Annotated in this window: 22 protein-coding genes; 12 read left to right on the forward strand and 10 right to left on the reverse strand. The window is 55.2% G+C overall.

Annotation, left to right across the window (positions count from 1 at the left end):
• Positions 1 to 3: 3 nt before the first annotated feature.
• The 4 genes from argC to AB9F29_RS13260 all read right to left on the reverse strand — a co-directional run bounded on the left by argC (position 4) and on the right by AB9F29_RS13260 (position 6,306).
• Positions 4 to 1,032 (reverse strand): N-acetyl-gamma-glutamyl-phosphate reductase, encoded by a 1,029-nt coding sequence (argC, locus tag AB9F29_RS13245; RefSeq protein ID WP_369756019.1) that lies wholly within the window; start codon positions 1,030 to 1,032, stop codon positions 4 to 6.
• 58 nt (positions 1,033 to 1,090) lie between these two features.
• Positions 1,091 to 1,903 (reverse strand): glutamate racemase, encoded by an 813-nt coding sequence (locus AB9F29_RS13250; RefSeq protein ID WP_369756020.1) that lies wholly within the window; start codon positions 1,901 to 1,903, stop codon positions 1,091 to 1,093.
• 39 nt (positions 1,904 to 1,942) lie between these two features.
• Positions 1,943 to 2,812 carry a lysophospholipid acyltransferase family protein gene (locus AB9F29_RS13255; protein ID WP_369756021.1) on the reverse strand — a complete coding sequence of 290 codons (870 nt, stop codon included), beginning with the start codon at positions 2,810 to 2,812 and terminating at the stop codon, positions 1,943 to 1,945.
• Positions 2,813 to 2,901: 89 nt separating this feature from the next.
• Positions 2,902 to 6,306, reverse strand: coding sequence for an indolepyruvate ferredoxin oxidoreductase family protein (locus AB9F29_RS13260; protein WP_369756022.1), 3,405 nt, complete (start codon positions 6,304 to 6,306; stop codon positions 2,902 to 2,904).
• Between the two features lie 157 nt (positions 6,307 to 6,463).
• Here AB9F29_RS13260 and AB9F29_RS13265 point away from each other — a divergent pair, with 157 nt between their 5' ends.
• The 5 genes from AB9F29_RS13265 to grxD all read left to right on the forward strand — a co-directional run bounded on the left by AB9F29_RS13265 (position 6,464) and on the right by grxD (position 11,222).
• Positions 6,464 to 7,366: a LysR family transcriptional regulator gene (locus tag AB9F29_RS13265; protein ID WP_039002117.1), complete on the forward strand. Its 903-nt coding sequence runs from the start codon at positions 6,464 to 6,466 to the stop codon at positions 7,364 to 7,366.
• A gap of 408 nt (positions 7,367 to 7,774) precedes the next feature.
• Positions 7,775 to 9,934, forward strand: a complete 2,160-nt coding sequence (gene purL / locus AB9F29_RS13270; protein WP_369756023.1) for a phosphoribosylformylglycinamidine synthase subunit PurL — start codon at positions 7,775 to 7,777, stop codon at positions 9,932 to 9,934.
• Positions 9,915 to 10,475: a hypothetical protein gene (locus tag AB9F29_RS13275; protein WP_369756024.1), complete on the forward strand. Its 561-nt coding sequence runs from the start codon at positions 9,915 to 9,917 to the stop codon at positions 10,473 to 10,475. Before purL ends, AB9F29_RS13275 begins: the two co-directional genes overlap by 20 nt.
• A gap of 104 nt (positions 10,476 to 10,579) precedes the next feature.
• A complete protein-coding gene (locus tag AB9F29_RS13280; RefSeq protein ID WP_039002113.1) occupies positions 10,580 to 10,822 on the forward strand; it encodes a BolA/IbaG family iron-sulfur metabolism protein in 243 nt (80 codons plus the stop codon).
• A gap of 40 nt (positions 10,823 to 10,862) precedes the next feature.
• A complete protein-coding gene (gene grxD, locus AB9F29_RS13285) occupies positions 10,863 to 11,222 on the forward strand; it encodes a Grx4 family monothiol glutaredoxin (protein WP_039002112.1) in 360 nt (119 codons plus the stop codon).
• A gap of 55 nt (positions 11,223 to 11,277) precedes the next feature.
• Here grxD and AB9F29_RS13290 read toward each other — a convergent pair whose 3' ends face one another.
• Together AB9F29_RS13290 and AB9F29_RS13295 are read right to left on the reverse strand one after the other, a co-directional pair.
• Positions 11,278 to 11,664 carry a cell division protein ZapA gene (locus tag AB9F29_RS13290; RefSeq protein WP_039002111.1) on the reverse strand — a complete coding sequence of 129 codons (387 nt, stop codon included), beginning with the start codon at positions 11,662 to 11,664 and terminating at the stop codon, positions 11,278 to 11,280.
• Complete coding sequence (locus AB9F29_RS13295) at positions 11,664 to 12,131, reverse strand: hypothetical protein (protein WP_369756025.1); 468 nt, start codon at positions 12,129 to 12,131, stop codon at positions 11,664 to 11,666. Before AB9F29_RS13295 ends, AB9F29_RS13290 begins: the two co-directional genes overlap by 1 nt.
• A gap of 283 nt (positions 12,132 to 12,414) precedes the next feature.
• Here AB9F29_RS13295 and tkt point away from each other — a divergent pair, with 283 nt between their 5' ends.
• From tkt to gap (AB9F29_RS13310), 3 genes are all read left to right on the forward strand, one after another.
• A complete protein-coding gene (gene tkt, locus AB9F29_RS13300) occupies positions 12,415 to 14,436 on the forward strand; it encodes a transketolase (RefSeq protein WP_369756026.1) in 2,022 nt (673 codons plus the stop codon).
• A gap of 280 nt (positions 14,437 to 14,716) precedes the next feature.
• Complete coding sequence (gene gap / locus AB9F29_RS13305; protein WP_335584213.1) at positions 14,717 to 15,721, forward strand: type I glyceraldehyde-3-phosphate dehydrogenase; 1,005 nt, start codon at positions 14,717 to 14,719, stop codon at positions 15,719 to 15,721.
• 303 nt (positions 15,722 to 16,024) lie between these two features.
• The gene (gene gap, locus AB9F29_RS13310) at positions 16,025 to 17,029 is read left to right on the forward strand and encodes a type I glyceraldehyde-3-phosphate dehydrogenase (protein ID WP_039002107.1); all 1,005 of its coding nucleotides are present in this window, start codon (positions 16,025 to 16,027) and stop codon (positions 17,027 to 17,029) included.
• An 80-nt stretch (positions 17,030 to 17,109) separates the two neighbouring features.
• On the opposite strand, the gene coaD is transcribed toward gap (AB9F29_RS13310), so the two are convergent.
• The 3 genes from coaD to AB9F29_RS13325 all read right to left on the reverse strand — a co-directional run bounded on the left by coaD (position 17,110) and on the right by AB9F29_RS13325 (position 19,080).
• A complete protein-coding gene (gene coaD, locus AB9F29_RS13315; protein WP_039002106.1) occupies positions 17,110 to 17,598 on the reverse strand; it encodes a pantetheine-phosphate adenylyltransferase in 489 nt (162 codons plus the stop codon).
• 96 nt (positions 17,599 to 17,694) lie between these two features.
• On the reverse strand, positions 17,695 to 18,129 hold the full coding sequence (locus AB9F29_RS13320) for a CBS domain-containing protein (protein WP_335584215.1): 435 nt from the start codon (positions 18,127 to 18,129) through the stop codon (positions 17,695 to 17,697).
• Between the two features lie 60 nt (positions 18,130 to 18,189).
• Positions 18,190 to 19,080, reverse strand: coding sequence for a LysR family transcriptional regulator (locus AB9F29_RS13325; RefSeq protein WP_369756105.1), 891 nt, complete (start codon positions 19,078 to 19,080; stop codon positions 18,190 to 18,192).
• 111 nt (positions 19,081 to 19,191) lie between these two features.
• On the opposite strand from AB9F29_RS13325, the gene AB9F29_RS13330 reads away from it, so the two are divergent.
• From AB9F29_RS13330 to mmsB, 4 genes are all read left to right on the forward strand, one after another.
• Positions 19,192 to 20,691 carry a CoA-acylating methylmalonate-semialdehyde dehydrogenase gene (locus AB9F29_RS13330; RefSeq protein WP_369756027.1) on the forward strand — a complete coding sequence of 500 codons (1,500 nt, stop codon included), beginning with the start codon at positions 19,192 to 19,194 and terminating at the stop codon, positions 20,689 to 20,691.
• A 118-nt stretch (positions 20,692 to 20,809) separates the two neighbouring features.
• The gene (locus AB9F29_RS13335) at positions 20,810 to 21,958 is read left to right on the forward strand and encodes an acyl-CoA dehydrogenase family protein (protein WP_369756028.1); all 1,149 of its coding nucleotides are present in this window, start codon (positions 20,810 to 20,812) and stop codon (positions 21,956 to 21,958) included.
• Positions 21,955 to 23,007: an enoyl-CoA hydratase/isomerase family protein gene (locus AB9F29_RS13340; protein WP_369756029.1), complete on the forward strand. Its 1,053-nt coding sequence runs from the start codon at positions 21,955 to 21,957 to the stop codon at positions 23,005 to 23,007. The genes AB9F29_RS13335 and AB9F29_RS13340 overlap by 4 nt, the downstream gene beginning before the upstream one ends.
• Complete coding sequence (mmsB, locus tag AB9F29_RS13345; RefSeq protein WP_369756030.1) at positions 23,004 to 23,879, forward strand: 3-hydroxyisobutyrate dehydrogenase; 876 nt, start codon at positions 23,004 to 23,006, stop codon at positions 23,877 to 23,879. The genes AB9F29_RS13340 and mmsB overlap by 4 nt, the downstream gene beginning before the upstream one ends.
• Positions 23,880 to 23,936: 57 nt before the next feature.
• Here the strand turns inward: mmsB and uvrA are convergent, their stop codons facing one another.
• Complete coding sequence (uvrA, locus tag AB9F29_RS13350; protein WP_369756031.1) at positions 23,937 to 26,798, reverse strand: excinuclease ABC subunit UvrA; 2,862 nt, start codon at positions 26,796 to 26,798, stop codon at positions 23,937 to 23,939.
• Positions 26,799 to 26,886 lie beyond the last annotated feature (88 nt).

Genomic DNA, 26,886 nt, shown 5'->3' on the forward strand with positions numbered 1-26,886 from the left:
TTTTTACGGGAACACAGGGGCCATCATCAGGCCTGCGGTCTCGTCCTCTCCGAGCATAAGGTTGGCGTTTTGCAACGCTTGCCCGGACGACCCTTTGGTCAGGTTGTCTAGCGCAACCATCACAATGGCCCGTCCTTCGATCCTGTCACCTGTCACACCAACGTGGCAAAAATTGCTGCCCCGAACGTGGCGCGTACTTGGCGTTTCTCCGAAGGGAAGCATTACCATAAACGGTTCATTTTCATAGGCTTGCACGAGGGATTGATAAACCGCTTCCGGAGAACCTTTAACGTAAACCGTTCCCAAAATCCCGCGGTTGGCAGGGATCAAATGCGGCGTGAATTGCACGCGTACAGGTTCGCCCGCAATCGCCGAAAACTCTTGATCGAACTCGCCCAAATGCCGATGCGTACCCCCAACGGCATAACCATGCGCCCCTTCGGACAACTCGGCATGCAACAGGTTTTCCTTGAGCGAGCGCCCAGCCCCAGACACGCCCGTGATCAAGTTAATGATAATATCGTCCAACGCAATAACACGATCCGCAATCAAGGGCCGCAACGCATATTGGCCCGTCGCGGCATTACATCCCGTGCCCGCAACCAAGCGCGCCCCACGGATATCGTCGCGATAAAATTCGGTAAGCCCGTAAACCGCCTCTTCCTGAAGCTCCAACGCGTCATGCACCCCGCCATACCATTTGGTATATTCCGCAGGGTCCCGCAGCCGGAAATCCGCCGAAAGGTCGACTATTTTCAGGTCCTTAGGCAATTCGCGGATCACGGCTTGGCTTGTCGCATGTGGTAAAGCACAAAAGCACAAATCGATCTCGGAGAAATCCACTTCCTCGATTGTGACAAGCTCTGGTAAATCCAGATGCCGCAAAAACGGGAAAACCTGCGCCATCGACTGGCCAGCCTTGCGCGAGGCCGTCAAAGCCTTGATTTCCATATTTGGATGACTTGCGATCAACCGGACGAGCTCTGCGCCCGTGTAGCCGGATGCGCCAAGGATAGCGATTTTATGGGTCATTTCAGGGACCTTATGTATGTTCGGAATGTATGTAGTGTGTAATCAGGCCGGGCGCAATTCATGCCGCCGCAAACGTGATCTTTCGTCGCAAGAACTGAGTTGCCCGACTGCTCACCCGCGCGGGATCGCCCGTCGTCAAAAACATGGATTCTGTGCCGGACCCTTTAAGGTTGGGACGACGCGTGAGGTAATCAGCAAGGCTCTCTGCCACCAAATCTGCCTGTGAATACACTTTCACATCCGCGCCCAATGCGTCCTGAAATTGCTTTGCCATCAAGGGGTAATGCGTGCACCCAAGGATTGCCGCCTCCGGTTTTGGCATCCGCCGTTTCAGGGCATCAACATGGCTGCGCACCAAGGCTTCGGCAAGAATTTCGTCCCCGTCCTCAATCGCGTCAACTACTCCGCCACAGGGCTGCGCCTCGACATCAACTCCGATCGCACGAAACGCCAATTCACGTTGAAACGCACGGCTCGAGACCGTCGCCGGAGTCGCAAAAAGCGCGACATGCTTCACAGCAACTTCGCGCGGCGGCGAATTATCGCCCCACTCACGTTCTGTTAGGGCCTCAATGAGGGGAACGAATACGCCCAGAACCCGCTTGTTCTCGGGAAGCCAGCTCTCCTGCATCCGCCGTAAAGCTGCAGCCGAAGCGGTGTTGCAGGCCAAGATAACCAGATCGCATCCAGCCTCCCAAAGGCGTTCAACCCCTTGCGTTGTAAGGTTATAAATATCATCGGCATCCCGCACGCCATAGGGGGTATGGGCGTTGTCACCAAAGTAAACAAACGGCACATCTGGCATACGCTTTTCAGCCGCATCCAAGACCGTCAGCCCACCTAATCCAGAATCAAAAATGCCAACTGCCATGACGTATCCTTTCGGTGCGTATTTTTCGCGCCGTTTAGTTTAAACACGATACTTGTCTTCGAATTCATACCCATAGTCTAGCGCGTTCAGGGGCGTCGGCGACAGATCGTATGTCGCATGTCGCAAAAATCCCATCATTGCCTTGGGATCTCCCGCGTATACTTCCAAATCCCGTTGCGCGATGGGTGCGCCAACGGTCACGTCCACCCGCGTTGAAATGCGGGCGCGAAACTCCGAAATCAAGAGGCCAAGACGCAGGTTTGCATGCAAATGGCTTGCGATTTGAAACAGCCGCGAGTTTCGACCGTGAAAATAGACAGGCACCACTTCTGCGCCGGATTTTTGGATCAATTTGGCCGTGAAATTTCGCCAGCTTGGGTCCATCGCAGGAGAAAAGAGCTTTGCAGAAGTTGAAACAGTTCCCCCGGGAAATACCCCCATAACACCGCCATCCGCCAAATGGCGAAGCGCCTCCTTGCGGGTGTCCAAATTCACCTTAAGCGCTTCCTTTGTTCCCAAAAAGCTGATCGGAAGGATAACCCGATCAATATCGGGCGCTTGCCCAAAAACCGAATTGGCCAATATGCGAAAATCTGCGCGGTTCCGCGACAGGAAATGCCCTAAAACCAAGCCGTCTAAAATCCCGTAAGGATGATTTGCAACAAAAATGACAGGGCCGGTTTTGGGGATTTCTGACACAGCCCCATTTAAGTGAAGGTCTATTGCGAAACGGTCGACCATGACTTGCCATATGTCGGCACCCTGCGCCAAATCCGCTTCATAGCCAACAGCACGGCGGATGATTTTGCCGCGCCCTGTCGCCCCTTCCAGAAGCCGAATAACAGCTCGCCCACTTAGCGATTGAGCAGAGCTCGCATAGCTAATGTCCCGTGTTATATTTTTGCGCACGACGTCCTCAGATATTGCTCAATTTCGCAATACGGGGTCTGTACCTCCCGCGCCAGAAAAACTTCAACGCGGGAGGGTGTTTTTTGATCTTATTCCGCCGCCATTGCCGCTGGAGTCCCGCCTGAGCGAATCCCCGAGAGCAATTCTTCGCGTCGTTTCATGGCCTTAACTTCGTTTTGTGCCTTAACTGGCCCATACCCGCGAATATCTAACGGGAGTTCGGCAAGGGCGACCACAAGGCCCGCAGTTTGCGACGAAAAGAGCGGCAAAACAGCTTCCAGATCGTTCTCATATTGTGCGATCAAAGCCCGTTCCATTTTGCGCTCAGCAGTCCGCCCAAAGGGATCAAACGCCGTCCCCCTCAGAAATTTCAACCGCGCCAAAACAGTGAACATGGGCCGAATCCACGGACCAAATTCGCGCTTTTTCGGGCGTCCATCACTGCTCTTTCCCCCGATCATTGGCGGTGCCAAGTGGAACGTCATTTTGAAATCGCCGTCAAACTCGACCCGCGCCTTGGCTTCGGTTTCCAAATGAAGGCGCCCGACTTCATATTCATCCTTGTACGCCAAAACCTTGTGATAGCCTTTGGCGACGGCTTCTTTCAAAACCGGATCACTAATGCTGTCTAAACGTGCACGGTATTTTGCCGCCAAATCCGCGTCTTGGAAGGCTTCAAGATGGGTTGCACGATAGTCGATCAACGCGTCCAAACTCAGCGGAGCTTCAGCAGGTTTCGCACAGGCCTCTTGGGCTTTCTCAGGATACAGTGCAGCCCAACGACCGATCTCAAACGCGCGTTTGTTCGCGTCAACTGCAGCCTTGTTCAGCACAATCGCCTCTATGATCGAAGCATAGGTGAGCGGCACAAGGCCACGCTGCCAAGCCGCCCCGAGCATCATCATATTCGAGAAAATACTGTCTCCGAGCAAAGCCTTCGCTAGGGCCGAGGCATCGAACATCTGCAACCGATCTTGCAGGCGGGCCTCCAAAGCCAGCGCAAGTTGATCCATTGGCAGTTTGAAGCCCGTGTCGCGGGTGAAATCGCCGGTGATAATCTCGTGGCTGTTGACCACTGCACCGGTTTTTCCAACCTTCATTAGGCCAAGCGTCTTGGCCCCCGCCGTTGTTACCAAATCGCCGCCAATCACCGCATCCGCCTCGCCTGTCGCCACGCGTATCGCACTGATATCGCTGGGAGAGTTCGCCAAACGACAATGGATATGCACGGCTCCGCCCTTTTGCGCCAGCCCCGCCATTTCCATCATGCCAGCGCCTTTGCCGTCCATATGGGCCGCCATAGCGAGGATCGCACCGATGGTGACAACACCTGTTCCGCCGACGCCCGTGATCACGATGTTATGGGTGCCGGAAATCGTCGGCAAAACGGGGCAAGGAAGCGCTGGTAATTCCAAGGTCGCCGTGGCCGCTTTGCGCACTTGCGCGCCTTGCAGTGTCACAAAAGACGGGCAAAAACCATTCACACAGGAGAAATCCTTGTTGCAACTGCTCTGATCGATCGCGCGTTTGCGGCCCAATTCGGTCTCAACAGGAACAATCGAAACACAGTTGCTTTGCACGCCGCAATCACCGCAGCCTTCACAAACATCCGTGTTGATGAAAACCCGTTTGTCGATGTCAGGAAACGTGCCGCGCTTGCGCCGACGCCGTTTTTCCGCCGCACAGGTTTGGATATAAAGGATCGCAGAAACACCTTTGATTTCGGCGCATTTCTTCTGCACATCCATCAAATCATCACGGGGGTAAATATCCAGCCCTTTCGGGAATTTTGCGAAATCCACGTCTTCTTTTTCGTCATAGACAACGGACAGATGCTCCACCCCCATCGCCTTGAGTTCCGCCGCAATCCGATGCGCTGAAAGCCCGCCTTCGTTGGTTTGGCCACCCGTCATGGCGACCGCGTCGTTATAGAGGATTTTGTAGGTGATATTGGTGCCCGCCGCGAGGGCTGCACGAATAGCGAGGATACCCGAGTGGTTGTAGGTTCCATCGCCTAAGTTCTGGAAAACATGCGCAGTTTTTGAGAATGGCGCCTCGCCAACCCAATTCGCACCCTCGCCGCCCATTTGGGTAAACCCGGTGGTCTCGCGATCCATCCATTGCACCATATAATGGCAGCCGATCCCCGCATAGGCGCGATGGCCTTCGGGCACTTTGGTCGAAGTATTATGCGGGCAACCAGAACAGAAATACGGCAACCGAGCGGCAATTTCCTTCGCGTTATCCGCACGTTGCGCGATATCCAACATCTCAAGCCCTTGCTTGACGTCCTTTGTCCCGCGCCCTTCCTCAATGAGGATTTTGCCAATCTTTTGCGCAATCATAATCGGGTCGAGCGCGAAGCGTGTTGGAAAGAGTTCTTCCTTACTCGCCCCCTTGCGCCAGCCGTAAACACGACGGTCATGAACATCATCAAAGATAGCCTCTTTGACCTGTACTTCGATCAATTTGCGTTTTTCTTCCACGACAACAATCAGGTCTAACCCCTCGGCCCACTCATGGAAGCTCAGCATGTCCAGCGGCCAAACCTGCGCCACTTTATAAGTGGTGATGCCAAGGCGTTCTGCCTCCTCAGAATCCAATCCGAGCAGTTGCAGCGCATGGGTCAGGTCGAGCCAGTTTTTCCCCGCCGCAACAAATCCGATTTTCGCACCCTCTTGGCCCCAAACCCGTTTGTCGATCCGATTGGCGCGCGCAAAGGCTTCGGCAGCCTTGCGTTTATAATCAATCATGCGGGCCTCTTGGGCCACAGGCGTGTCGCCCAAACGAATATTCATGCCCCCCTCAGGGCCGTCAAACTCCGGCGTCACAAACTCCTTTGCAAAGGGATCGCCATTCACAATCGAGGTCGCCTCAACGGTGTCTTTCATGGTTTTTAAGCCAACCCAAACGCCCGCAAATCGGCTCAGCGCCCAGCCATACAGGCCCAAGTCCATGATTTCCTGCACGCCAGCGGGCGAAACAATCGGCATATAGGCGTCGACCATCGCCCAATCGCTTTGGTGCAACGTGGTCGAGCTTTCGCCGGTGTGATCGTCGCCCATCGCCATCAAAACCCCGCCAAGCGCGCTGGTCCCCGCCATATTGGCGTGGCGCATCACGTCGCCCGAACGATCCACCCCCGGCCCCTTGCCGTACCAAAGGCCAAACACGCCATCGTATTTGCCTTCGCCGCGCAATTCTGCCTGCTGGCTGCCCCAAATTGCGGTCGCCGCGAGGTCTTCGTTTAATCCGGGCTGGAATGTGATCTGATGCGCATCTAGGTCCTTCTTGGCTTTTTGCATTTGCAAATCGACGGCCCCAAGCGGCGACCCACGATAGCCCGTGCAATAGCCAGCGGTGTTATGCCCTGCCGCCACGTCGCGGGCGTGTTGCATCATCATCAAACGCACAAGCGCCTGCGTCCCGTTCAACAAGACTGTCGACGTCTCTAAATCAAAACGGTCATGCAAAGTTATTTTCTGCTTAGACATTGGGCTTATCCTCCTCAAAGCGATCACATTTTGATAATAGGTCAAAAAGACTGACCTACAAAATGTTTTTTTTATAAGTTTGGGATTTGCAAACATGTTAGCGTTAATTGTATTCCAACGCATGAAATGACCCTAAACAGAGATTGAATACGCAAAGATGGACTGGGATAAGCTAAGAATATTTCACGCAGTGGCCGCAGCAGGAAGCCTAACGGCGGCTGGCGAGACCCTCCACCTGTCGCAATCGGCGGTTTCAAGACAGATTCGCGCCCTTGAAGACAGCCTCACGGCCACCCTTTTTCACCGCCACGCTCGCGGACTGATTCTCACCGAGCAGGGGCAATTCCTGTTTGAAGCCACCATCGCCATGAGCAAACGGCTTGATGCGGCCTCCGCGCGTATTCGCGATAGCGATGATGAGGTCTTTGGCGAATTGCGTGTGACAACGACGATTGGCTTTGGCTCGCTCTGGCTCGCGCCGCGCCTGCCTCACCTTTACAACAAATACCCCGACCTCAAGATCAACCTGATGCTTGAGGAGAGCGTGCTTGACCTGCCCATGCGTGAGGCCGACGTGGCCATCCGCATGAAAGAGCCAAGCCAAGCCGACCTTATTCGCAAACGCCTGATGTCGGTAAAAATGCGCCTCTATGCAACTCAGGACTATATTGACGAATACGGCGCTCCCGAAAACTTGGTCGGCCTCAAGGGGCATCGCCTCATCTGTCAAAGCACCAAAAGTGCGCAAGTTGCCGCCAGTTCCGGCTTCGTGCAACACCTCATGACCTATGAGCCAAGGCTGTCGCTGACGGTGAACAACTACTTCGGCGTGCTCCAAGCGGTGTTGTCTGGATTGGGTGTCGGTGTGCTCCCTGATTACGTCATCGAAGACTTCCCGAATCTGGTGCGCGTGGTTCAGGACGCCGAAAGTAACGAAGTGCCTGTTTATCTGGCGTATCCTGAGGAATTACGGCAATCCAAACGGATTGCGGCCTTCCGCGACTTCGTAACCGAGGAAATATTCGCCCATCGCAAGAGGTTACAGGATGATCGCGCCTAAAAAACAGGCCCTTTCTGGATCGATTTCACGCATATTTATGTGAGATATGCGCCACACGCATAGCGGGATTGCGCTCTCGCAGCAGAAAAAACTATTGTAACGCGGCTTTAGTGCCCATAAATGAAGCTAGAAGTTAATGCTGAGGCAACTCACATTACTTCAACCTCCCTGTTGTACTTGGGCCGAGCATTGTCTCGGCCTTTTTTTTCGGCCTTTTTTCTGCAGCTGCGAAATAGATGCCGAAACCTTGGGCAGTTTGAAATTCGCACGGTATTTAAGCACCGCGCAAGGCACCCCAAACACAGGTCCCGCGAAAAACACCTGTTAATTGCGTCGCAACCGTCGCGCCCCCTTCCCCTTGGCCCGTTATTTGCTTATTGAATGCCCAACTTCAAAATGGGGACTGAAATGCAAGAGCCAACCATCACCGAAGACCTGATTGCGAGCCACGGACTTAGCCCCGATGAATACGCGCGCATCCTCGACATCATCGGTCGCACGCCCACCTTCACCGAGCTTGGTATTTTCTCGGCCATGTGGAACGAGCACTGCTCTTATAAGTCCTCCAAAAAATGGCTCCGCACCCTGCCCACTGAAGGCCCGCAAGTGATCTGTGGTCCTGGCGAGAACGCGGGCATCGTTGATATTGGCGATGGACAATGTGTGGTGTTCAAAATGGAAAGCCACAATCACCCAAGCTACATTGAGCCCTATCAAGGGGCGGCAACGGGTGTTGGCGGCATTCTGCGCGATGTCTTCACCATGGGCGCACGGCCGATTGCGGCAATGAATTCGCTCTCCTTTGGTGTTCCTGCGCATCCGAAAACCAAATCCGTGCTCAACGGCGTGGTTGCGGGCGTTGGCGGCTATGGCAACTGTTTTGGCGTCCCAACCGTGGGTGGCGAAGTGCGCTTCCACGAGGCCTATAACGGCAACTGTCTGGTCAATGCCTTCGCGGCGGGCCTCGCGGATACCGACAAGATTTTCTACTCCGCAGCTTCCGGCATCGGCATGCCCGTCGTGTATCTCGGCGCAAAAACCGGCCGTGATGGCGTCGGCGGCGCGACGATGGCCTCGGCGGAATTCGACGACACCATTGAGGATAAACGCCCCACCGTTCAGGTCGGCGACCCCTTCACCGAAAAACGCTTGATGGAAGCCACGCTTGAGCTGATGGCCACGGGCGCTGTGATCTCGATCCAAGACATGGGCGCTGCGGGCCTCACCTGCTCCGCCGTTGAAATGGGCGACAAGGGCGGTTTGGGTGTCAAACTCAACCTCGAAGATGTCCCCCAACGCGAAGAAAACATGACCGCCTATGAAATGATGCTCTCGGAAAGCCAAGAGCGCATGTTGATGGTCCTCAAACCCGAACTCGAAGCCGAAGCCCGAGCGGTTTTTGTCAAATGGGACCTTGATTTTGCCATTGTCGGCGAAACCATCGCCGAGGACCGTTTCCTCGTGCTTCATAATGGCGAAGTCAAAGCCGACTTGCCCTTGGCAACGCTCTCTGGCTCCGCGCCTGAATATGACCGCCCTTGGGTCGAAACACCCGCTGCCGAACCCCTCGGCGATGTGCCCAGCATTGATCCCATCGACGGCCTCAAAGCGCTGATTTCCTGCCCCAACTATGCCTCCAAGCAATGGGTCTATGAGCAGTATGACACGATGGTTATGGCCGACACCTCCCGCAATCCGGGCGCAGGTTCTGGCATTGTCCGCGTGCATGGCACCGACAAACAGCTGGCCTTCACCTCCGATGTGACGCCGCGCTACGTCAAAGCCAACCCCTTTGAAGGCGGCAAGCAAGCCGTCGCCGAAGCCTATCGCAACCTCGTGGCCGTCGGCGCGCGTGGCCTTGCCACCACCGACAATATGAACTTCGGCAATCCCGAAAAGCCCGAGATCATGGGCCAATTCGTCGGCGCGATCAAAGGCATCGCCGAAGCCGTCCTCGCCTTGGATATGCCCATCGTTTCGGGCAACGTTAGCCTTTATAACGAAACTGACGGCACAGGCATCCTTCCCACCCCAACCATCGGCGCAGTCGGCCTGATCGCGGCGGGCGAAGAAGCCATTTCGGGCGAAGTTCGCGACGGCCATGTGGCCATGGTTATCGGCGAAACCTTCGGCCACCTCGGCCAATCCGCTCTCCTCGCCGAAGTCTTTAGCCGCGAAGAAGGCGACGCGCCGCACGTGGACCTCGCCGCCGAGCGTAAACACGGCGATTTCATCCTCGCAAACCGCAACTTGATCAAGGTTTGTACCGACCTTTCCGACGGTGGCCTTGCCCTTGCGGCCTTTGAACTCGCCGAGGCCGCAGGCGTTGGCGTTCATCTCACCAGCGACGAAACCCCGACCCTCTTTGGCGAAGACCAAGCCCGCTACCTTGTGGCCTGTAACTTCGATCAAGCCGAAGCGCTCATGAGTGCCGCTTGGGCCGCTGGCATCTATATTGAAAGTGTCGGCAAATTTGGCGGCGATACCGTTCAATTTGGCTCCTCCTCCGCCCCGCTTTCTGAGCTGTCTGCAACCTTCCGGTCGACCTTTGCCAACACCTTCGACTAAGCCGCATAATCGGGCCAAGAGCCAAACCGCTCTTACGCCCGACTGCCAAAACTGCGCCGCGCTGTGTTGCGTGGCGCTGCATATCGAGAAATCTACCAAGTTCGCCCTTGAGAAACCCGCAGGCGTCGCCTGTCCCAATCTCGCGCCAACAGGGCTTTGCAGAATACATGACACGCTCAAGGATAAAGGCTTTTCGGGCTGTATTGCCTATGATTGCCTTGGCGCGGGGCAACGCGTGGTTCAGGATCTCTATGATGGGATTTCTTGGCAACAAGACCCAAGCTTACTGGCACAAATGAGCGAGGATTTTGCCAAAATGCGCAAAATCCATACGTTGCTCGAATTGCTCTTTACCGCGCAGACCCTTGCGCTCCCGCCCACTCAATTACAAACCTGTGACAGCTTTATTGCACAGCTTTTCCCCCAAACAGGTTGGACCCGCGCGGAGTTTGATGCGTTTCCAATCCGTGACACCCAAAAACAGGTGATGGATTTCCTAGCTGCGCTTAAATCTCACTTATCGGCGCAACAAACAAAATAGCATTGACCGCCTTGCGACATCGCGCCGTTCAATCACTGTGGCTCTCCTCTTGAATCACAGTGAACACGGCGTTATCTCTTGGGCAACGAAAGAGGACCCTCCCTATGGCGATGCAAGCCCACGATATCGAAGACCTGATCCGCGCGGAATTTCCGAACGCCAAAATTTCCATTACGGATTTGGCTGGCGACGGAAACCACTGGGCGGCAGAAGTGACCGACGAAAGTTTTCGCGGCAAAAACCGCGTCCAACAACAACGCGCCGTTTACGCGAGCCTAAAGGGCGCAATGGATGGCAACGCGGGCGCACTTCACGCCCTCGCCTTGACCACCAAAGTTCCAGAATAACGGGCCCAACCGCCCCTCCCAAAATGTAAAGGATGCTCCGATGAGTGCAGACACAAAGATCAAAGAAGCCGTCACCGCGAACGACGTTGTTCTCTTTATGAAGGGCACAAAAGACGCGCCACAATGCGGGTTTTCAAGCCGCGTTGCTGGGGTTTTGAACTTCATGGGCGTTGAATTTAGCGACGTGAACGTTCTGGCCGACGAAGAAATCCGCCAAGGCATCAAAGACTATTCCGATTGGCCGACAATCCCCCAGCTTTATGTAAAAGGCGAATTTGTGGGCGGCTGTGACATCATCACCGAGATGACGCTTTCTGGCGAATTGGACACGCTTTTCGCTGAAAATGGTGTGACATACGACAAAGACGCTTCCGATAAAATTCGCGCCGCAAACGCGTAAATTTCACACCCCTGTTTTATGCCCGTCAAACCTCGGTTCGGCGGGCATTTTCATATCAGGCGTTCATTTTTTCTTCGACTTCTTCCGCAAGCGCTTCGGCCCGCGCGGCCAATTCGGCCATCGTCTCGAAAATCTGCTGCGGAATCACCGCCACTGGCTCTGTCACGGCGGGGCGGTCGCGCAATTCAGCAATCAACTGTTCTTGGGCTTTGGATTTCTCGTTTGCTTGCGCCAAACGTTCCTCAAGACCGGCCGTTTTATCCGCAAGCATCAGGCCCGCCATCAACAACATCCGCGCTTCGGGCATGCGGCCAATTTGCGACGACAAAACCGAGGCTTCGGCATCCAAAAGCGCTGCTGCGGAATGCAGGAAGTGGTCTTCGCCCTCCTGACAACTGACTTCAAATTCGCGACTACCAATAGTGATTTTAACTTCGGGCATTAGGCTTCCTCCCCAATAATCTGGTTGAGTTCACCAAGCAAACTGTCCATTTCGTGGCGATCAGAGGTGTGTACGGCCCGCAAGGCCTCAAGCTCCACCAACATCGACTTATTGATCAAATGCGGTTCGCCAACATTCGACTGATTGGCTTCACGCAACGCGTGGATGCTCTCGCGTAATTGCTCGTTCACGCCTTTGAGGCGGCTCACGTCGCCCTCAAGCTGACCATATCCGCTTTGCAATGTGGCCACGCGCTTTTCAAGTTGCGCCATTTTTTCTTCTTGTTTGGTTTTGATCGCCCGCACCCGCTCTTCAAGCTGTGCATTGACTGTGCGCTCGGATTCCAGTGCGGCTTCTAGGGCGCTGGTATCTGCAGTACTGGCGCTCGCCCCACCGGCATTCAGTCGTTCACTAATTTTGGTCAGGGCGGCCGTAATTCGGCGCTCATACTCAACAATATCGCTCATTTGCCTGTCTCCTCTTCGTGCGCCACAAGAAAGCTCGTTTTGGGATCATTTGGTCCCATTTGGGTCATTCTTGCCCGAACTGTCAACGACCCGCGCGTCCCAAAGGCTGTGCGAATCGCCGCTCATGCGCGGCTCAAGGCTAGTTTATAGCGGAATTTGCGGAAATGCGCCCCCTTTTGGACCAATAGCGTGGCTCAATAGGCTGATCTTTCTTGATCTTCACGCTTGGGCTGCTATCAAACGCGCAATGAACTCTTCTAGGCCCGAACCAAAGGAAAACAACGTGGATATTGCTACCCTTCGTAAAGAGCATCCTGAACACTGGAACAAGGCCGCCGCAATTCGCGTCCTGACACTAGATGCCGTTGCTGCTGCCAATTCCGGTCACTCCGGCATGCCGATGGGCATGGCCGACGTCGCGACCGTTTTGTTTGAAAAGCACCTAAAATTCGATCCAAAAAACCCACAATGGCCTGACCGCGACCGTTTCATCCTTTCTGCGGGCCACGGCTCGATGCTGCTTTATTCGCTGCTCCACCTCACCGGCTATGCGGATATGACCATCGACCAGATCAAAAACTTCCGCCAATGGGGCGCGATCACTGCGGGCCATCCTGAGTTTGGCCACGCCACTGGCATCGAAACAACGACTGGCCCGCTTGGCCAAGGTCTCGCAAATTCCGTCGGCTTCGCCATGGCCGAAGAAATCCAACGCGCCCATTACGGCAAAAAAGTCGTCGATCACTATACCTATGTGATCGCGGGCGACGGTTGCCTGATGGAAGGCGTTTCCCACGAAGCCATCGCCCTTGCAGGTCGCCAAGAACTCTCGAAACTCATCGTGTTCTGGGACAACAACGGCATCACAATCGACGGTAAAGTTGAAATCTCCGACCGTACGAACCAACCCATGCGCTTTGAGGCGTCTGGCTGGCACGTGCAAGAAATCGACGGCCACGATCCTGTTGCGATTGATGCCGCCATTGCTGCCGCGAAAAAAACCGACAAGCCTTCGATGATCGCTTGCGCGACCCATATCGCTCTTGGTTCCTCCGCGCAGGATACGTCCAAAGGCCACGGCGCTTTGACGGATGCGACCCTCATTGCCGACACGCGCAAAGTCTACGGCTGGGACCATGCGCCCTTCGTCATCCCCGCCGACGTCCAAGCAGGCTGGGCCGCTATCGGCGCACGCGGAGCCTCTGAATTCACAGAGTGGACCGCCCGTTTCGAAGCCATGCCTGGTGGCAAACAATCCGACTTCACCCGCGCCTATGCGCTTGATGCGCCGCAGAAAATCTCTGCCGCCGTTAAAGCCTTGAAAAAGAAAATCTCCGAAGAGCAGCCCAAGGTTGCCACACGGAAATCTTCTGAAATGACCCTCGAAGTCCTCAACCCCTTGTTGCCCGAAACCGTTGGCGGCTCTGCCGACCTCACCGGTTCGAACAATACAAAAACGCCAGATCTGGGTGTCTTTACCCCCGAAGATCGCAAGGGTCGCTATGTCTATTACGGCATCCGCGAGCATGGCATGTGTTCGGCAATGAACGGTATGGTACTGCACGGCGGTGTACGCCCCTACGGCGGCACATTCATGTGTTTCACCGACTATGCCCGCCCCGCAATGCGCCTTGCGGCCCTGATGAAAATCCCCACGGTTTTCGTTATGACCCACGACAGCATCGGCCTTGGCGAGGATGGCCCAACCCACCAGCCCGTTGAGCACCTCGCGATTTCGCGTGCCACGCCAAACACTTACGTCTTCCGCCCTGCGGATACCGTAGAAACCGCCGAAGCATGGGAAGTGGCCCTTACGGTCAAAGACACCCCATCGGTCATGGCGCTTTCACGTCAAAACCTGCCAACGGTACGCCTTGAGCACAAAAACAAAAACCTCACAGCCCTCGGCGCTTACGTCCTGCGTGACGCAACTGCGAAACGCGAGGCCATCCTGATGGCCTCGGGTTCTGAAGTTGAAATAGCGCTCAAAGCTGCGGATATTCTTGAAAGCGAAGGCATCGGCGTACGCGTCGTTTCCATGCCTTGTATGGAACTGTTCGAAGCCCAAGACGACGCCTATCGCAAACGCATCCTCCCTGGTGGCCCAGTTCGGGTTGCAATTGAAGCTGGCGTACAAATGGGCTGGGATAAATGGCTCACAGGCGAACGTGGCAAATCCACCAAAGCGGCGTTTGTTGGCATGACGGGCTTTGGCGCTTCCGCCCCTGCCCCCACGCTCTATGAAAAATTCGGCATCACCGCAGAAGAGACCGTCAAGAAAGTCAAAGAGCTTCTGGGCAAATAAGCCCCCTCTGAAACCGTTCAAATCGGCCCCGCTAACGATCCGTTGGCGGGGCTTTTTTGTGGCCACCCAAATGTGAACGCGGTGTTTCACCCTATCGCGCCCTGTTACCGCAACCATCAATTTTAACGCGAAAACTGTTAGCGCCAACACCAAAAGATAACGCTAACATGCTGCAATTAAAGCGTTATAGCGCTTTATCCGAGGCAAGCCCGTCCTGTATAACCCCCTTAACAGCCAAACCGTCAGAGGCCCCTGAAGGACGCTGCCAGAGGATAATATTATGACCGTGACACTCGGGATTAACGGATTTGGCCGCATTGGCCGCTGCACTCTTGCCCATATTGCCGAAAGCGGACGCAACGATGTCCAAGTCGTAAAAATCAACGCCACAGGCCCCATCGAAACCAACGCCCACTTGCTCAAATACGACTCCGTCCATGGACGGTTTGCCAATGACGTGCGCGTTGACGGTTCGACCATGGATTTAGGCCGTGGCCCAATGGATGTCATGAGTTCCTATGACCCAAGCGAGCTTGACTGGTCGGGATGCGACGTCGTGCTGGAATGCACCGGCAATTTCAACGATGGCGAGAAATCCGCCATTCACCTGAAACAAGGCGCGAAACGCGTGCTTATTTCCGCCCCCGCCACCAACGTCGCCCGTACGGTTGTGTATGGTGTCAACCATCGCGACCTGCTGCCCCAAGATACGATTGTCTCCAACGGGTCCTGCACCACCAACTGCCTCGCCCCCCTCGCCAAAGTCCTCAATGACGCGGTGGGAATCGAAAGCGGCATCATGACCACAATCCACAGCTACACAGGCGACCAACCCACCCTTGATCGCCGCCACCCTGACCTTTATCGCGCCCGCGCCGCCGCCATGTCGATGATCCCGACCTCCACGGGTGCAGCAAAGGCCCTCGGCCTCGTCCTCCCCGAACTCGACGGCAAACTCGACGGCACCTCCATGCGCGTGCCCACGCCCAATGTCTCCGCCATCGACCTTACTTTCGTCGCGGAAAAAGACGTGACCGCCGACGACATCAACGAAATCGTCGCCGCCGCCGCCAATGGCCATATGGGCGCGGTCCTCGCTTATGACCCCGAACAAAAAGTTTCCATCGACTTCAATCACACCCCACATTCGTCTATCTTTGCCCCAGACCAAACAAAAGTAGTGGGCAAACGCCTTGTGCGTGTGCTTGCATGGTACGATAACGAATGGGGATTCTCCTGCCGTATGGCCGATGTCGCGGCGGCAATGGGGCGTCTGTTGCACTAAACAGGCGTCATTTCTGGCGCAGACGAGCCGGAGACCTATGAACAACACCCTCGCAATCAGCCTCGGCGTCTGTATTTTTATTTTTCTGGCCGTCGATTATACTTTTTTCGACTGGGCCATGACGATTGTGCTTTGCCAAAAATTTTGGGAATTAACGGATTACATCGCCTTCTGGCGCTGACAGCGTATACATCACAATATTCTCACCGCATTTTGCAGGGCGTCACTTGCAACAGAAGCTTGTTAGCGTTAACACACATGTGGCCCCCACTCACTTGATTTGATGTCCAAGGAGACTCACACATGTCTGTAAAAGTAGCGATCAACGGTTTTGGACGGATTGGGCGCAATGTCCTGCGCGCAATCATCGAATCCGGCCGCACTGATATCGAAGTTGTCGCGATCAATGATCTTGGACCTGTCGAAACAAACGCCCATCTTTTGCGCTACGACACGGTTCACGGACGCTTCCCCCATGACGTAAAAACCACAGGCTCCACCATCGACGTTGGCCGTGGCCCGATTGAAGTTACCGCGATCCGTAACCCCGCCGAATTGCCGTGGGGACACGTGGATATCGTTCTGGAATGTACCGGAATCTTTACCGCACGCGACAAAGCAGCGATCCACCTTGAAAACGGCGCGAGCCGCGTTCTGGTCTCAGCACCCTCCGCTGGTGCCGATAAAACAATCGTTTATGGTGTGAACGATGGCGTTCTTACCGCAGACGACATCATCGTTTCCAACGCGTCTTGCACGACCAACTGTCTTTCGCCCGTTGCGAAGGTGTTGAACGACGCTATTGGCATTAAACGTGGCTTCATGACGACGATCCACAGCTATACGGGCGATCAACCTACGCTCGACACGATGCACAGCGATTTGTATCGCGCCCGCGCCGCAGCTTGCAACATGATCCCGACATCGACCGGCGCTGCCAAAGCTGTGGGCCTCGTGCTTCCAGAATTGAACGGCATCCTCGATGGGGTCGCGATCCGCGTTCCGACGCCCAATGTTTCTGTTGTTGACCTCACATTCGAGGCCAAACGCGACACAACTGTCGAAGAAATCAACGCCGCGATTTCCGCAGCGGCGGCCTCCGGTCCCCTCAAAGGTATCCTTGGTGTTACCGACGAGAAACTCGTGTCGATGGACTTCAACCACGACCCACGTTCCTCGATCTTCGCGACCGATCAAACCAAAGTTATGGACGGCAACCTCTGCCGCATCCTCACTTGGTATGACAACGAATGGGGTTTCTCAAATCGTATGGCAGACACAGCCGTTGCGATGGGCAAACTTATCTAAGCACGTCGTTCTAAGCATCCAAACACAAAAAGCCGCCTTAAAAGGGCGGCTTTTTTCATTATAAAACAAATATTTAAAACTTAATACTTCGCCAACAACGCCGCATTCACGGCGGGGGTTACGAATTTACTCACATCGCCATCAAGGCGCGCGATCTCTTTCACCAGCTTGCTAGCAATCGCTTGATGTTTGGCGTCTGCCATCAGGAAGACCGTTTCAATTCGACTATCCAAGGCGCGATTCATCCCGACCATTTGATACTCATATTCAAAATCGGCCACCGCGCGAAGGCCGCGCACTATAATCTGCGCATTCACGTCATTTGCGCATTTAATCAACAGATTTTCAAACGGATGCACCACAATCTCGATGCCGACCTCCTTGGCCAATGGCGCGCATTCCGCCTCGATCATCGCGACCCGTTCGTTCAAGTCAAACAACGGCCCCTTGTCGCGGTTGATTGCAACCCCGATGACCAGCCGATCAACCAATGCACTTGCACGTCGAATAATATCAATATGCCCATAGGTAATCGGGTCAAAAGTTCCGGGGTAAAGTCCAATCCGCATCTGCGGCCCTCCATTGCCAATATTTTGGGCACGCAACATTATTGCGCCACGGAATGCAAGCCCTCAACCGACTTGCACCCCTTTTTCTTTGCAAGGCTAGTGCCCCATAATCATCCCTTGAAGCGCGTCTTTTTCCATCGAAAGCTCCGCGAGCTTGGCCTTTACAACGTCACCGATCGAAATAAGCCCTACAAGTTCGCCATTCTCCAACACTGGCATGTGGCGAAAACGCCCGTCTGTCATACTTTGCAAAATATCGTCAACGCGATCCGTCAACGTACAGGTCACCAGCTTTTTGGTCATCACGTCTTCGAGCTTGTCCGTCATACATCCGGCACCGCGCCGCCCCAATTCGCGCACGATATCGCGCTCCGAAAGAATCCCATCGGCGGATTTACCATCGTTAGAAACCACAATCGTCCCGATTTTCTTGGACGACAAAAGCGCTGCGGCCTCACTCAATGTAGCGTCCACAGTGAGGGTAATCACGCCATCCGTCGCCTTGGATTTCAAAATCTGTTGTACGAGCATGGGCAGCACCTCCTAAAGTTGAATTATATAATCTTACGTTCGCTTCCAATTCACGCGCTGTCAAGATTGCGCTTCAAGATGCGCAATTTCTCGACGCACCCCTTGGGACAGTAAATCAGCAAACGTATTGAGCCGCGTGACGCGCCGATCATCAATATGGCGGACCAAATAAAAACTTCTCGTTAACGAAATATGATCGGTGAGAATTTTTCGCACATGCGGCGCCGAGGGGATGGCAAAATCATGCACAATCCCAAGGCCGCCCCCCGTGCGCACCCAATTAAACTGCACCGACACCGAATTTGATCCCAGCGTCACGCGCTCGGCGCCTGCTTCGGCCAGATAGTCGAGTTCCTTGTCAAAAATCATATCCGGAATATAGCCGATCATCCGATGCCCTTTGATATCCTTCAATTCTTCAACCTTGGGATGGGCCGCAAGATAGGCCTCACTGCCCGCCAAATGCAGGTGATAATCCGAAAGTTTCTGAACCGTTAGCCGCCCCGCCGTCGGCGGGCTTACCGTAATCGCCATATCCGCTTCGCGTTTAGAAAGGTTAAACACCCGCGGCAAAGCGACAATTTGAACATCCAAACCCGGATGGTCCGCACATATTTGTGCACAAATCTGAGGCAGTAAATAATTCGCACAGCCATCAGGCGCGCCAATGCGGATCACCCCCGACAAGCCCTGCGCCGCGCCGCGCAAGTCCGCGACCGCCGCCCCCACGGATTGCTCCGCCTGTGCCGCGTGGTCTACCAAGCGTTGCCCCGCATCTGTCAGCGCATACCCCTGTGGCGACTTAGCAAACAGCGGCGTTTCAAGATCGCGCTCCAAGCGGGCAATCCTGCGCCCGACCGTCGCCGCATCAATCCGCAGGCTTTTCCCCGCCCCCGAAATGCTCTCGCTGCGCGCCACTGAGAGGAAAATCCGCAAATCGTCCCACTTAATTTCCATGCCGCCCCGATACCTACAAAAATGCAAAACCTCTTTGGATAAATGCCTATATATTTCGCATTAATGCAAGACTAAGTTACAGGCAACCGAAAACAAGGAGCCCCCATGATCGAACTCACCCATTTCATCGACGGCAAACACGTCAAAGGTACATCAGGACGTTTTGCCGATGTCTTCAACCCTGCGACTGGCGAAGTTCAAGCCAAAGTTCCTTTGGCCTCCAAAGCCGAGCTTGATGCCGCTGTTGCTTCCGCCGCTGCCGCGCAGCCAAAATGGGCCGCGACCAACCCACAACGCCGTGCACGTGTGATGATGGCGGCCGTTGGCCTGATCAACCGCGACATGGATAAACTCGCCGAAGCCCTTTCGCGCGAGCACGGCAAAACATTCGCAGATGCCAAAGGCGACGTGCAGCGCGGCCTCGAAGTTATCGAATTTTGCATCGGTGCTCCCCACCTTCTCAAAGGCGATTTTACCGACTCTGCTGGCCGTGGCATCGACATGTATTCCATGCGCCAAGCTCTTGGTGTTGTTGCAGGCATCACCCCTTTCAACTTCCCCGCCATGATCCCTCTCTGGAAAATGGGCCCCGCCCTCGTTTGCGGCAACGCCTTCATCCTCAAGCCTTCCGAGCGCGACCCATCCGTGCCTTTGATGCTTGCTGAAATCTTCCAAGAAGCAGGCCTTCCTGATGGCATCCTTCAAGTTGTTAACGGCGACAAAGAATCCGTCGATGCTATCCTCGACAATGAAACCGTCCAAGCCATTGGCTTCGTTGGCTCCACCCCAATCGCCTCCTACATCTACTCGCGCGGCTGTGCCAACGGCAAACGCGTTCAGTGTTTTGGCGGCGCGAAGAACCACATGATCATCATGCCTGATGCTGACCTTGACCAAGCCGCTGACGCCCTCATCGGCGCTGGTTTTGGCGCGGCTGGCGAACGCTGCATGGCGATTTCGGTGGCTGTTCCCGTCGGCGAAGAAACCGCTGACAAACTCATCGAAAAACTGATCCCCCGCATTGAGGCCCTCAAAGTCGGACCTTACACAGCCGGCGATGACGTGGATTACGGCCCTGTTGTAACGGCCGCCGCAAAGGCAAATATCGAAGCCCTCGTGGAAACCGGCATTGCCCAAGGCGCGACCCTCGCGGTTGATGGCCGTGGCTTCTCGCTGCAAGGCTATGAAGACGGATTTTTCGTTGGCCCACACCTCTTTGACCACGTCACACCCGACATGGACATCTACAAAAAAGAGATCTTCGGCCCCGTGCTTTGCACCGTTCGTGCGGCGTCCTATGAAGAGGCTCTCGGCCTTGCCATGGACCACGAATACGGCAACGGCACCGCGATCTTTACCCGCGATGGCGACACGGCGCGTGACTTTGCGCACCGCATCAACATCGGCATGGTCGGCATCAACGTGCCAATCCCTGTGCCGCTCGCCTACCACACCTTTGGCGGCTGGAAAAAATCCGGCTTTGGCGATTTGAACCAACACGGGACTGACTCGTTCAAGTTCTACACCCGCACCAAAACGGTGACCTCGCGTTGGCCCTCAGGCCTCAAAGAAGGCGGCGAGTTCAACTTCAAAGCGTTCGATTAAATAACAGAGGCCGGCGCGCAATCGCCGGCCTTTTTCTTGCGACGATTGACCTTGCAATACTCTTGCAACATTGAAAAACTAAACAAGCGTTCAATTCAAGCGGTACGGAGGAAACCCCATGGATTTTGCTTTGACGGACGAGCAATCGACAATATTTGAGATGGCCTATGCCTTTGGCCAAGAGCGCATCGCGCCTTTTGCGCGCGAATGGGAGGCCGCAGGAGACATCCCGAAATCCCTCTGGCCCGAGCTCGCTGAACTCGGTTTTGGCGGCTTGTACGTTCGCGAAGAAAACGACGGCACCGGCCTGTCCCGCCTCGACGCAACCTTGGTGTTTGAGGCCCTTTCGGCGGCCTGCCCCTCAGTTGCTGCGATGCTCTCGATCCACAACATGTGCGCCGCGATGATCGACAAATTCGGCTCCGACGCGTTGCGTGAAAAGTACCTCCCCTCCGCAATTTCCATGGAACGCGTGTTCGCTTATTGCCTCACCGAACCCGCCTCAGGGTCCGACGCCGCCGCCCTCAAAACCCGCGCGGTCGAAACCGCCGATGGATTTTCCCTCACCGGCACCAAAGCCTTCATTTCGGGCGGTGGCTATGCCGACGCCTATATCGTGATGGCTCGCAGCGACGGTGACGGCCCCAAAGGCATCTCGGCGATGATTGTTGAGGATGGCACCGAGGGCTTAAGTTTCGGTGCTCTTGAGGAAAAAATGGGTTGGAGAAGCCAACCCACCCGCCAAGTGCAGTTGGACAATTGCAACATTCCCGCCGAAAATTTGCTTGGCGAGCGCGGCAAAGGTTTCACATATGCAATGGCAGGGCTGGATGGTGGTCGTTTGAACATCTCCGCCTGCTCGCTAGGGGCGGCACAAACTGCCCTTACATCTACCCTGCAATATATGGGCGAACGCAAGGCTTTCGGTAAACCGATCGATCAATTTCAAGCCCTGCAATTTCGCCTCGCGGACATGGAAATCGAGATGCAAGCAGCCCGTATTTTCCTGCGCCAAGCCGCGTGGAAACTCGACCAAGGCGCGCCCGATGCCACGAAATTCTGCGCCATGGCCAAGCGGTTTGTAACCGAAGTAGGCAGCAAAACCGCCAACCAATGTCTGCAACTTCACGGCGGCTATGGATATCTTTCCGACTATGGCATCGAGAAAATTGTGCGCGACCTGCGCGTGCATGAAATCCTCGAAGGGACCAATGAAATTATGCGCATGATCGTCGCCCGCGCCCTTCTGACCGAGCGCAACTCATGAGCCTCATTCATGCACGCGTGGTGGGCAAAATCGGCCACATCACCCTGAACCGACCCGAAGCTTTGAACGCCCTCTCTGCCGATATGCTCGCAGAATTCGCCCCCGTCATGCGGGCATGGGCTAAGGACGACAGTATCGCGCTGGTGGTTCTAGATGCTGCGGGCGACAAGGCTTTCTGTGCTGGCGGCGACGTCGCCGAAATCTACAACTGGGGCACCAGCGACCAAGTCGAAAAGGCCCAAACCTTCTGGCGCAATGAGTACCAAATAAACGCCGAACTTTTCGAATACCCTAAACCCCTGATCAGCCTCATGCACGGTTATGTCATGGGTGGTGGCGTCGGCCTTGGCTGCCACGCCTCCCACCGCGTCGTTTGCGAATCCACCCAAATTTCCATGCCCGAATCCGTCATCGGTTTGGTGCCTGACGTCGGCGGAAGCTGGCTCCTCGGCCAAGCCCCCGGTCGCCTTGGCGAATACCTCGGCGCAACGGGTGCACGTATGGGCCCCGCTGACGCAATTTACGCTGGCTTTGCCGATGGATACATTCCGCGCAAAAACTGGCCCGCCCTGATCGAACGCCTCGCAGAATCCGGCGACTACACACTGGTTGAGGCAGCATTTGAGTCAGCCCCCGAAGGCAAATTCAAAGCGATGGCACGCGATATCGATGCCCATTTTGGCGGCGAAACCATGGGCGATATCCTCCGCAGCCTTTTATCCGAAGACACTGAATTCACCCAGAAATCCTTCAAAATCATCGCAGGAAATTCGCCCCTCTCAATGTGCGCCACGACCGAACTGATCCACCGTCAGCGCCGTACCAATCACACAATTTGGAACGTGCTGGAACTGGAATATCGCTTCACCCACCGCGCGATCACAGACTCCGATTTCCTCGAAGGCGTGCGGGCCCGAATAATCGACAAAGACAACGCCCCGAAGTGGCAACACGCCGACGCCCAAGCCGTCCCCCCGATGCTCGTTTCACAGCTTTTGATGCCACTGGGCCGCGACAAATTCACCAAAGATAGCGAGGCTAACCTATGAAAATCGGATTTATCGGACTAGGCAACATGGGCGGTCCCATGGCTGCCAATTTATCCGCAGCGGGCCACGACGTTACCGGTTTTGATCTGGTCACCCCTTGCCCTGAAGGCGTCGCAAAAGCTGACAATGCGCAAGCCGCCGCTCAGGGTGCTGACGTCGTCATCACCATGCTGCCCAACGGCGCAATCCTGCGCTCTGTTGCGGCGGAAATCATTCCCGTCATGGCCAAAGGCAGCTGCTTTCTAGATTGCTCCACTGTGGATGTCGAAAGCGCGCGCGCCGTCGCCGATCAAGCCCAAGTGGCAGGCCTCTTGGCCGTCGATGCGCCCGTCTCCGGCGGCATCGGAGGTGCCTCAGCGGGCACGCTCACCTTCATGGCTGGCGGCACAGACGAGGGCTTTGCAATGGTAGCCCCCCTCTTTAATATTATGGGCCAAAAAGCGGTGCATTGTGGCGAGTCAGGCGCGGGTCAATCCGCCAAAATCTGCAACAACATGATCCTCGGCGTGACCATGATTGCCACCTGCGAAGCCTTTGCAATGGCTGACAAATTGGGTCTCGATCGGCAAAAAATGTTCGATGTGGTCAGTACTTCTTCCGGCTCAAGTTGGTCCATGAACACCTATTGCCCCGCGCCTGGTATTGGCCCCCAAAGCCCCGCCGACAACGGTTATAACCCTGGCTTTGCAGCGGAACTGATGCTCAAGGATTTGGGCCTCTCCCAACAAGCCGCCGAAAATATCGACGCCGACACCCCGATGGGCGCCCTCGCCAAGGCGCTCTATGCGGAATTCGTCGAAAATGAAGGCGGTCGCGGCCAAGATTTCTCCGCTATGTTGCCGCGCTTTGAAAAACGTGGCCGCACGAGCTAACCTCGCCTAAGCGCCGCCGATGTCGAGGGCTCGATGCCCTCGTCATCGGCCCCTTGCCTATTCGGCTGCAACTTTGCGCTTTTCAAGCATCGGCTTTAGGTACTGCCCCGTATAACTCGCCTCAACTTGGGCAACCTTCTCCGGCGTCCCCTTGGCCACAATTTCACCCCCGCCATCGCCGCCCTCAGGCCCGATATCAATGATGTAATCCGCCGTTTTCACCACGTCGAGATTATGCTCAATCACCACAACCGAATTGCCCTGATCCACCAACTCATGCAGCACCTCAAGCAGTTTGCGCACGTCCTCAAAATGCAGTCCCGTCGTCGGCTCATCCAGAATATAAAGCGTGCGTCCCGTCGAGCGTTTAGCCAGTTCCTTAGATAGCTTCACCCGTTGCGCCTCGCCGCCCGAAAGAGTCGTCGCCTGCTGGCCGACCTTGATATAGCCCAGCCCCACACGCACCAGCGCATCCATCTTGTCGCGAATGGGCGGAACCGCTTGGAAAAACGTCTGCGCGTCCTCAACCGTCATATCAAGAACGTCCGCTATGCTCTTGCCTTTAAACTTAACTTCCAGCGTTTCGCGATTATACCGCGCGCCCTGACAGGTCTCGCAGGTGACGTAAACATCGGGCAAAAAGTGCATCTCGATCTTGATCAACCCGTCCCCCTGACAGGCCTCACAACGTCCACCCTTCACGTTAAAGCTAAACCGTCCCGGCTTATACCCACGTGTTTTCGACTCGGGCAGCCCCGCAAACCAATCGCGGATCGGCGTAAACGCCCCCGTATAAGTCGCCGGATTTGAGCGCGGCGTACGGCCAATTGCCCGTTGATCAATGTCGATCACCTTATCCAAATGCTCCAACCCTTGGATCGTTTCACAAGGTGCGGGCGTCTGGCGCGCGCCATTCAAACGCATGCTGGCCGTCTTGAACAAGGTCTCGATCGTCAGTGTCGATTTACCGCCGCCCGACACGCCGGTGACACAGACAAACATTCCCAACGGGAACTCGGCTGTCACACTTTTGAGGTTGTTCCCCGTGGCCTTAACGACCTTAATTTTCTTGCCACTTCCCTTGCGTCGGACTGCTGGAATTGGAATTTCGCGCGTTCCCGAAAGATACTGCCCTGTCAGAGAGGCTGCGTTGGCGATGATCTCCGCAGGCGTCCCTTCGGCCACAACACGACCGCCGTGAATCCCCGCCCCAGGACCAATATCGAACACGTAATCGGCCTCGCGTACCGCCTCCTCGTCGTGCTCGACGACAATCACGGTATTCCCTTGATCTCGCAGGTTTTTAAGCGTCGTTAGCAAGCGCCCGTTGTCGCGCTGATGCAGCCCAATGGAGGGTTCATCCAACACATAAAGCACCCCAGTCAACCCACTTCCGATCTGACTGGCAAGGCGAATACGCTGGCTTTCCCCGCCACTTAACGTGCCGGAATTGCGGCTCAAAGTGAGGTAATCCAGCCCAACATTGTTGAGAAACCCAAGCCGTTCGCGCACTTCCTTCAAGATCGCCCGTGCGATCTCGTTTTTCTGCTTCGAAAGGGACGCGGGAACGTCCTCACACCATGCAAAGGCCTCGCGGATCGACATCTGAACGACCTGCCCAATGTGCGCGCCCCCGATTTTAACCGCCAGAGCCTCTTCCCGCAGGCGGAATCCCCCGCATGCCCCACAAGGTCGATTGTTTTGATAGCGTTCAAATTCTTCGCGAATCCAGTTGGAATCCGTTTCGCGATAGCGCCGTTCCATATTCGGAATCACGCCCTCAAATGTGCGGGTAACTTCATAAACGCGACCACCTTCGTCATAGCGGAAGGGGATTTCCTCTTTGCCAGAGCCGAATAAAAACACCTGCTGCGCCTTCTCAGGCAGGTTCTTCCATGCGATATTTTTGTCAAACTCGTAGTGTTTGGCGATGGCCTCGATCGTTTGAAGGAAATAGGGCGACTTCCCTTTGCGCCAAGGGGCAAGTGCGCCGTCGTAAACCTTCAATGTACTATCAGGCACCACCAAACGTTCGTCAAAAAACAGCTCCATCCCCAACCCGTCACAGGTCGGACAGGCCCCAAACGGTGTGTTGAACGAAAACAACCGTGGTTCAATCTCGGGAATGGTGAATCCCGACACGGGACAGGCGAATTTCTCGCTAAAGGTGTGGCGCTCGGGTTCCAGCCCCTCGGCAGGAACGGTTTCCAAAATGGCAATGCCGTCGGCCAAATCAAGGGCCGTGCGCAGGCTGTCTGCGAGTCGGGTTTCCATGCCTTCGCGCACGACCAAACGGTCGACAACCACATCGATATCATGGCGATATTTTTTGTCCAGTTTGGGGGGCTCATCGAGTTCATAAAATTCGCCGTCAACCTTTACGCGTTGAAAGCCCTGCTTGCGTAAGTCGAGGAATTCTTTGCGATATTCGCCTTTACGGTCCCGCACAATCGGTGCCAAAAGATAGCCGCGCGTGCCCTCTTCCATGGTCATCACACGGTCGACCATATCTTGCACTTGCTGTGCTTCAATCGGCAGGCCAGTTGCCGGAGAATACGGTGTCCCAGCGCGCGCAAAGAGCAGGCGCATATAGTCGTAAATTTCCGTCACGGTCCCGACAGTGGAGCGCGGATTTTTACTTGTGGTCTTTTGCTCAATGGAAATAGCGGGGGACAGTCCGGAAATGTGATCCACATCCGGTTTTTCCATCATATCAAGGAACTGCCGCGCATAGGCCGAGAGCGATTCGACATAGCGGCGCTGCCCTTCAGCATAGACCGTATCAAAGGCGAGGCTCGACTTACCAGACCCAGAAAGACCAGTAATTACAACCAGTTGATCCCGTGGGATGTCGACATCAATTGACTTCAAATTATGTTCGCGCGCACCGCGAACTTCGATGTATTTCTGCTCGGCCATGATCCACCTCTTAAGACTTGTTTAAGAGATAGGGCAAAGTTGCGCCGGTTCCAAGAGGCTTTGGGAACAGAAGGCGAACGAAACTCGC

The sequence above is a fragment of the Falsihalocynthiibacter sp. S25ZX9 genome (assembly GCF_041205405.1).
Taxonomy (GTDB): Bacteria; Pseudomonadota; Alphaproteobacteria; order Rhodobacterales; family Rhodobacteraceae; genus Falsihalocynthiibacter; species Falsihalocynthiibacter arcticus.

Excerpts from the sequence above, each read along its gene's own strand:
- argC (WP_369756019.1), bottom strand. The coding sequence starts at position 1,032 with ATGACCCATAAAATCGCTATCCTTGGCGCATCCGGCTACACGGGCGCA.
- AB9F29_RS13250 (WP_369756020.1), bottom strand. The coding sequence starts at position 1,903 with ATGGCAGTTGGCATTTTTGATTCTGGATTAGGTGGGCTGACGGTCTTG.
- AB9F29_RS13260 (WP_369756022.1), bottom strand. The coding sequence starts at position 6,306 with ATGTCTAAGCAGAAAATAACTTTGCATGACCGTTTTGATTTAGAGACG.
- AB9F29_RS13265 (WP_039002117.1), top strand. The coding sequence starts at position 6,464 with ATGGACTGGGATAAGCTAAGAATATTTCACGCAGTGGCCGCAGCAGGA.
- purL (WP_369756023.1), top strand. The coding sequence starts at position 7,775 with ATGCAAGAGCCAACCATCACCGAAGACCTGATTGCGAGCCACGGACTT.
- AB9F29_RS13280 (WP_039002113.1), top strand. The coding sequence starts at position 10,580 with ATGGCGATGCAAGCCCACGATATCGAAGACCTGATCCGCGCGGAATTT.
- grxD (WP_039002112.1), top strand. The coding sequence starts at position 10,863 with ATGAGTGCAGACACAAAGATCAAAGAAGCCGTCACCGCGAACGACGTT.
- AB9F29_RS13290 (WP_039002111.1), bottom strand. The coding sequence starts at position 11,664 with ATGCCCGAAGTTAAAATCACTATTGGTAGTCGCGAATTTGAAGTCAGT.
- AB9F29_RS13295 (WP_369756025.1), bottom strand. The coding sequence starts at position 12,131 with ATGAGCGATATTGTTGAGTATGAGCGCCGAATTACGGCCGCCCTGACC.
- gap (WP_335584213.1), top strand. The coding sequence starts at position 14,717 with ATGACCGTGACACTCGGGATTAACGGATTTGGCCGCATTGGCCGCTGC.
- gap (WP_039002107.1), top strand. The coding sequence starts at position 16,025 with ATGTCTGTAAAAGTAGCGATCAACGGTTTTGGACGGATTGGGCGCAAT.
- coaD (WP_039002106.1), bottom strand. The coding sequence starts at position 17,598 with ATGCGGATTGGACTTTACCCCGGAACTTTTGACCCGATTACCTATGGG.
- AB9F29_RS13320 (WP_335584215.1), bottom strand. The coding sequence starts at position 18,129 with ATGCTCGTACAACAGATTTTGAAATCCAAGGCGACGGATGGCGTGATT.
- AB9F29_RS13330 (WP_369756027.1), top strand. The coding sequence starts at position 19,192 with ATGATCGAACTCACCCATTTCATCGACGGCAAACACGTCAAAGGTACA.
- AB9F29_RS13335 (WP_369756028.1), top strand. The coding sequence starts at position 20,810 with ATGGATTTTGCTTTGACGGACGAGCAATCGACAATATTTGAGATGGCC.
- AB9F29_RS13340 (WP_369756029.1), top strand. The coding sequence starts at position 21,955 with ATGAGCCTCATTCATGCACGCGTGGTGGGCAAAATCGGCCACATCACC.
- mmsB (WP_369756030.1), top strand. The coding sequence starts at position 23,004 with ATGAAAATCGGATTTATCGGACTAGGCAACATGGGCGGTCCCATGGCT.
- uvrA (WP_369756031.1), bottom strand. The coding sequence starts at position 26,798 with ATGGCCGAGCAGAAATACATCGAAGTTCGCGGTGCGCGCGAACATAAT.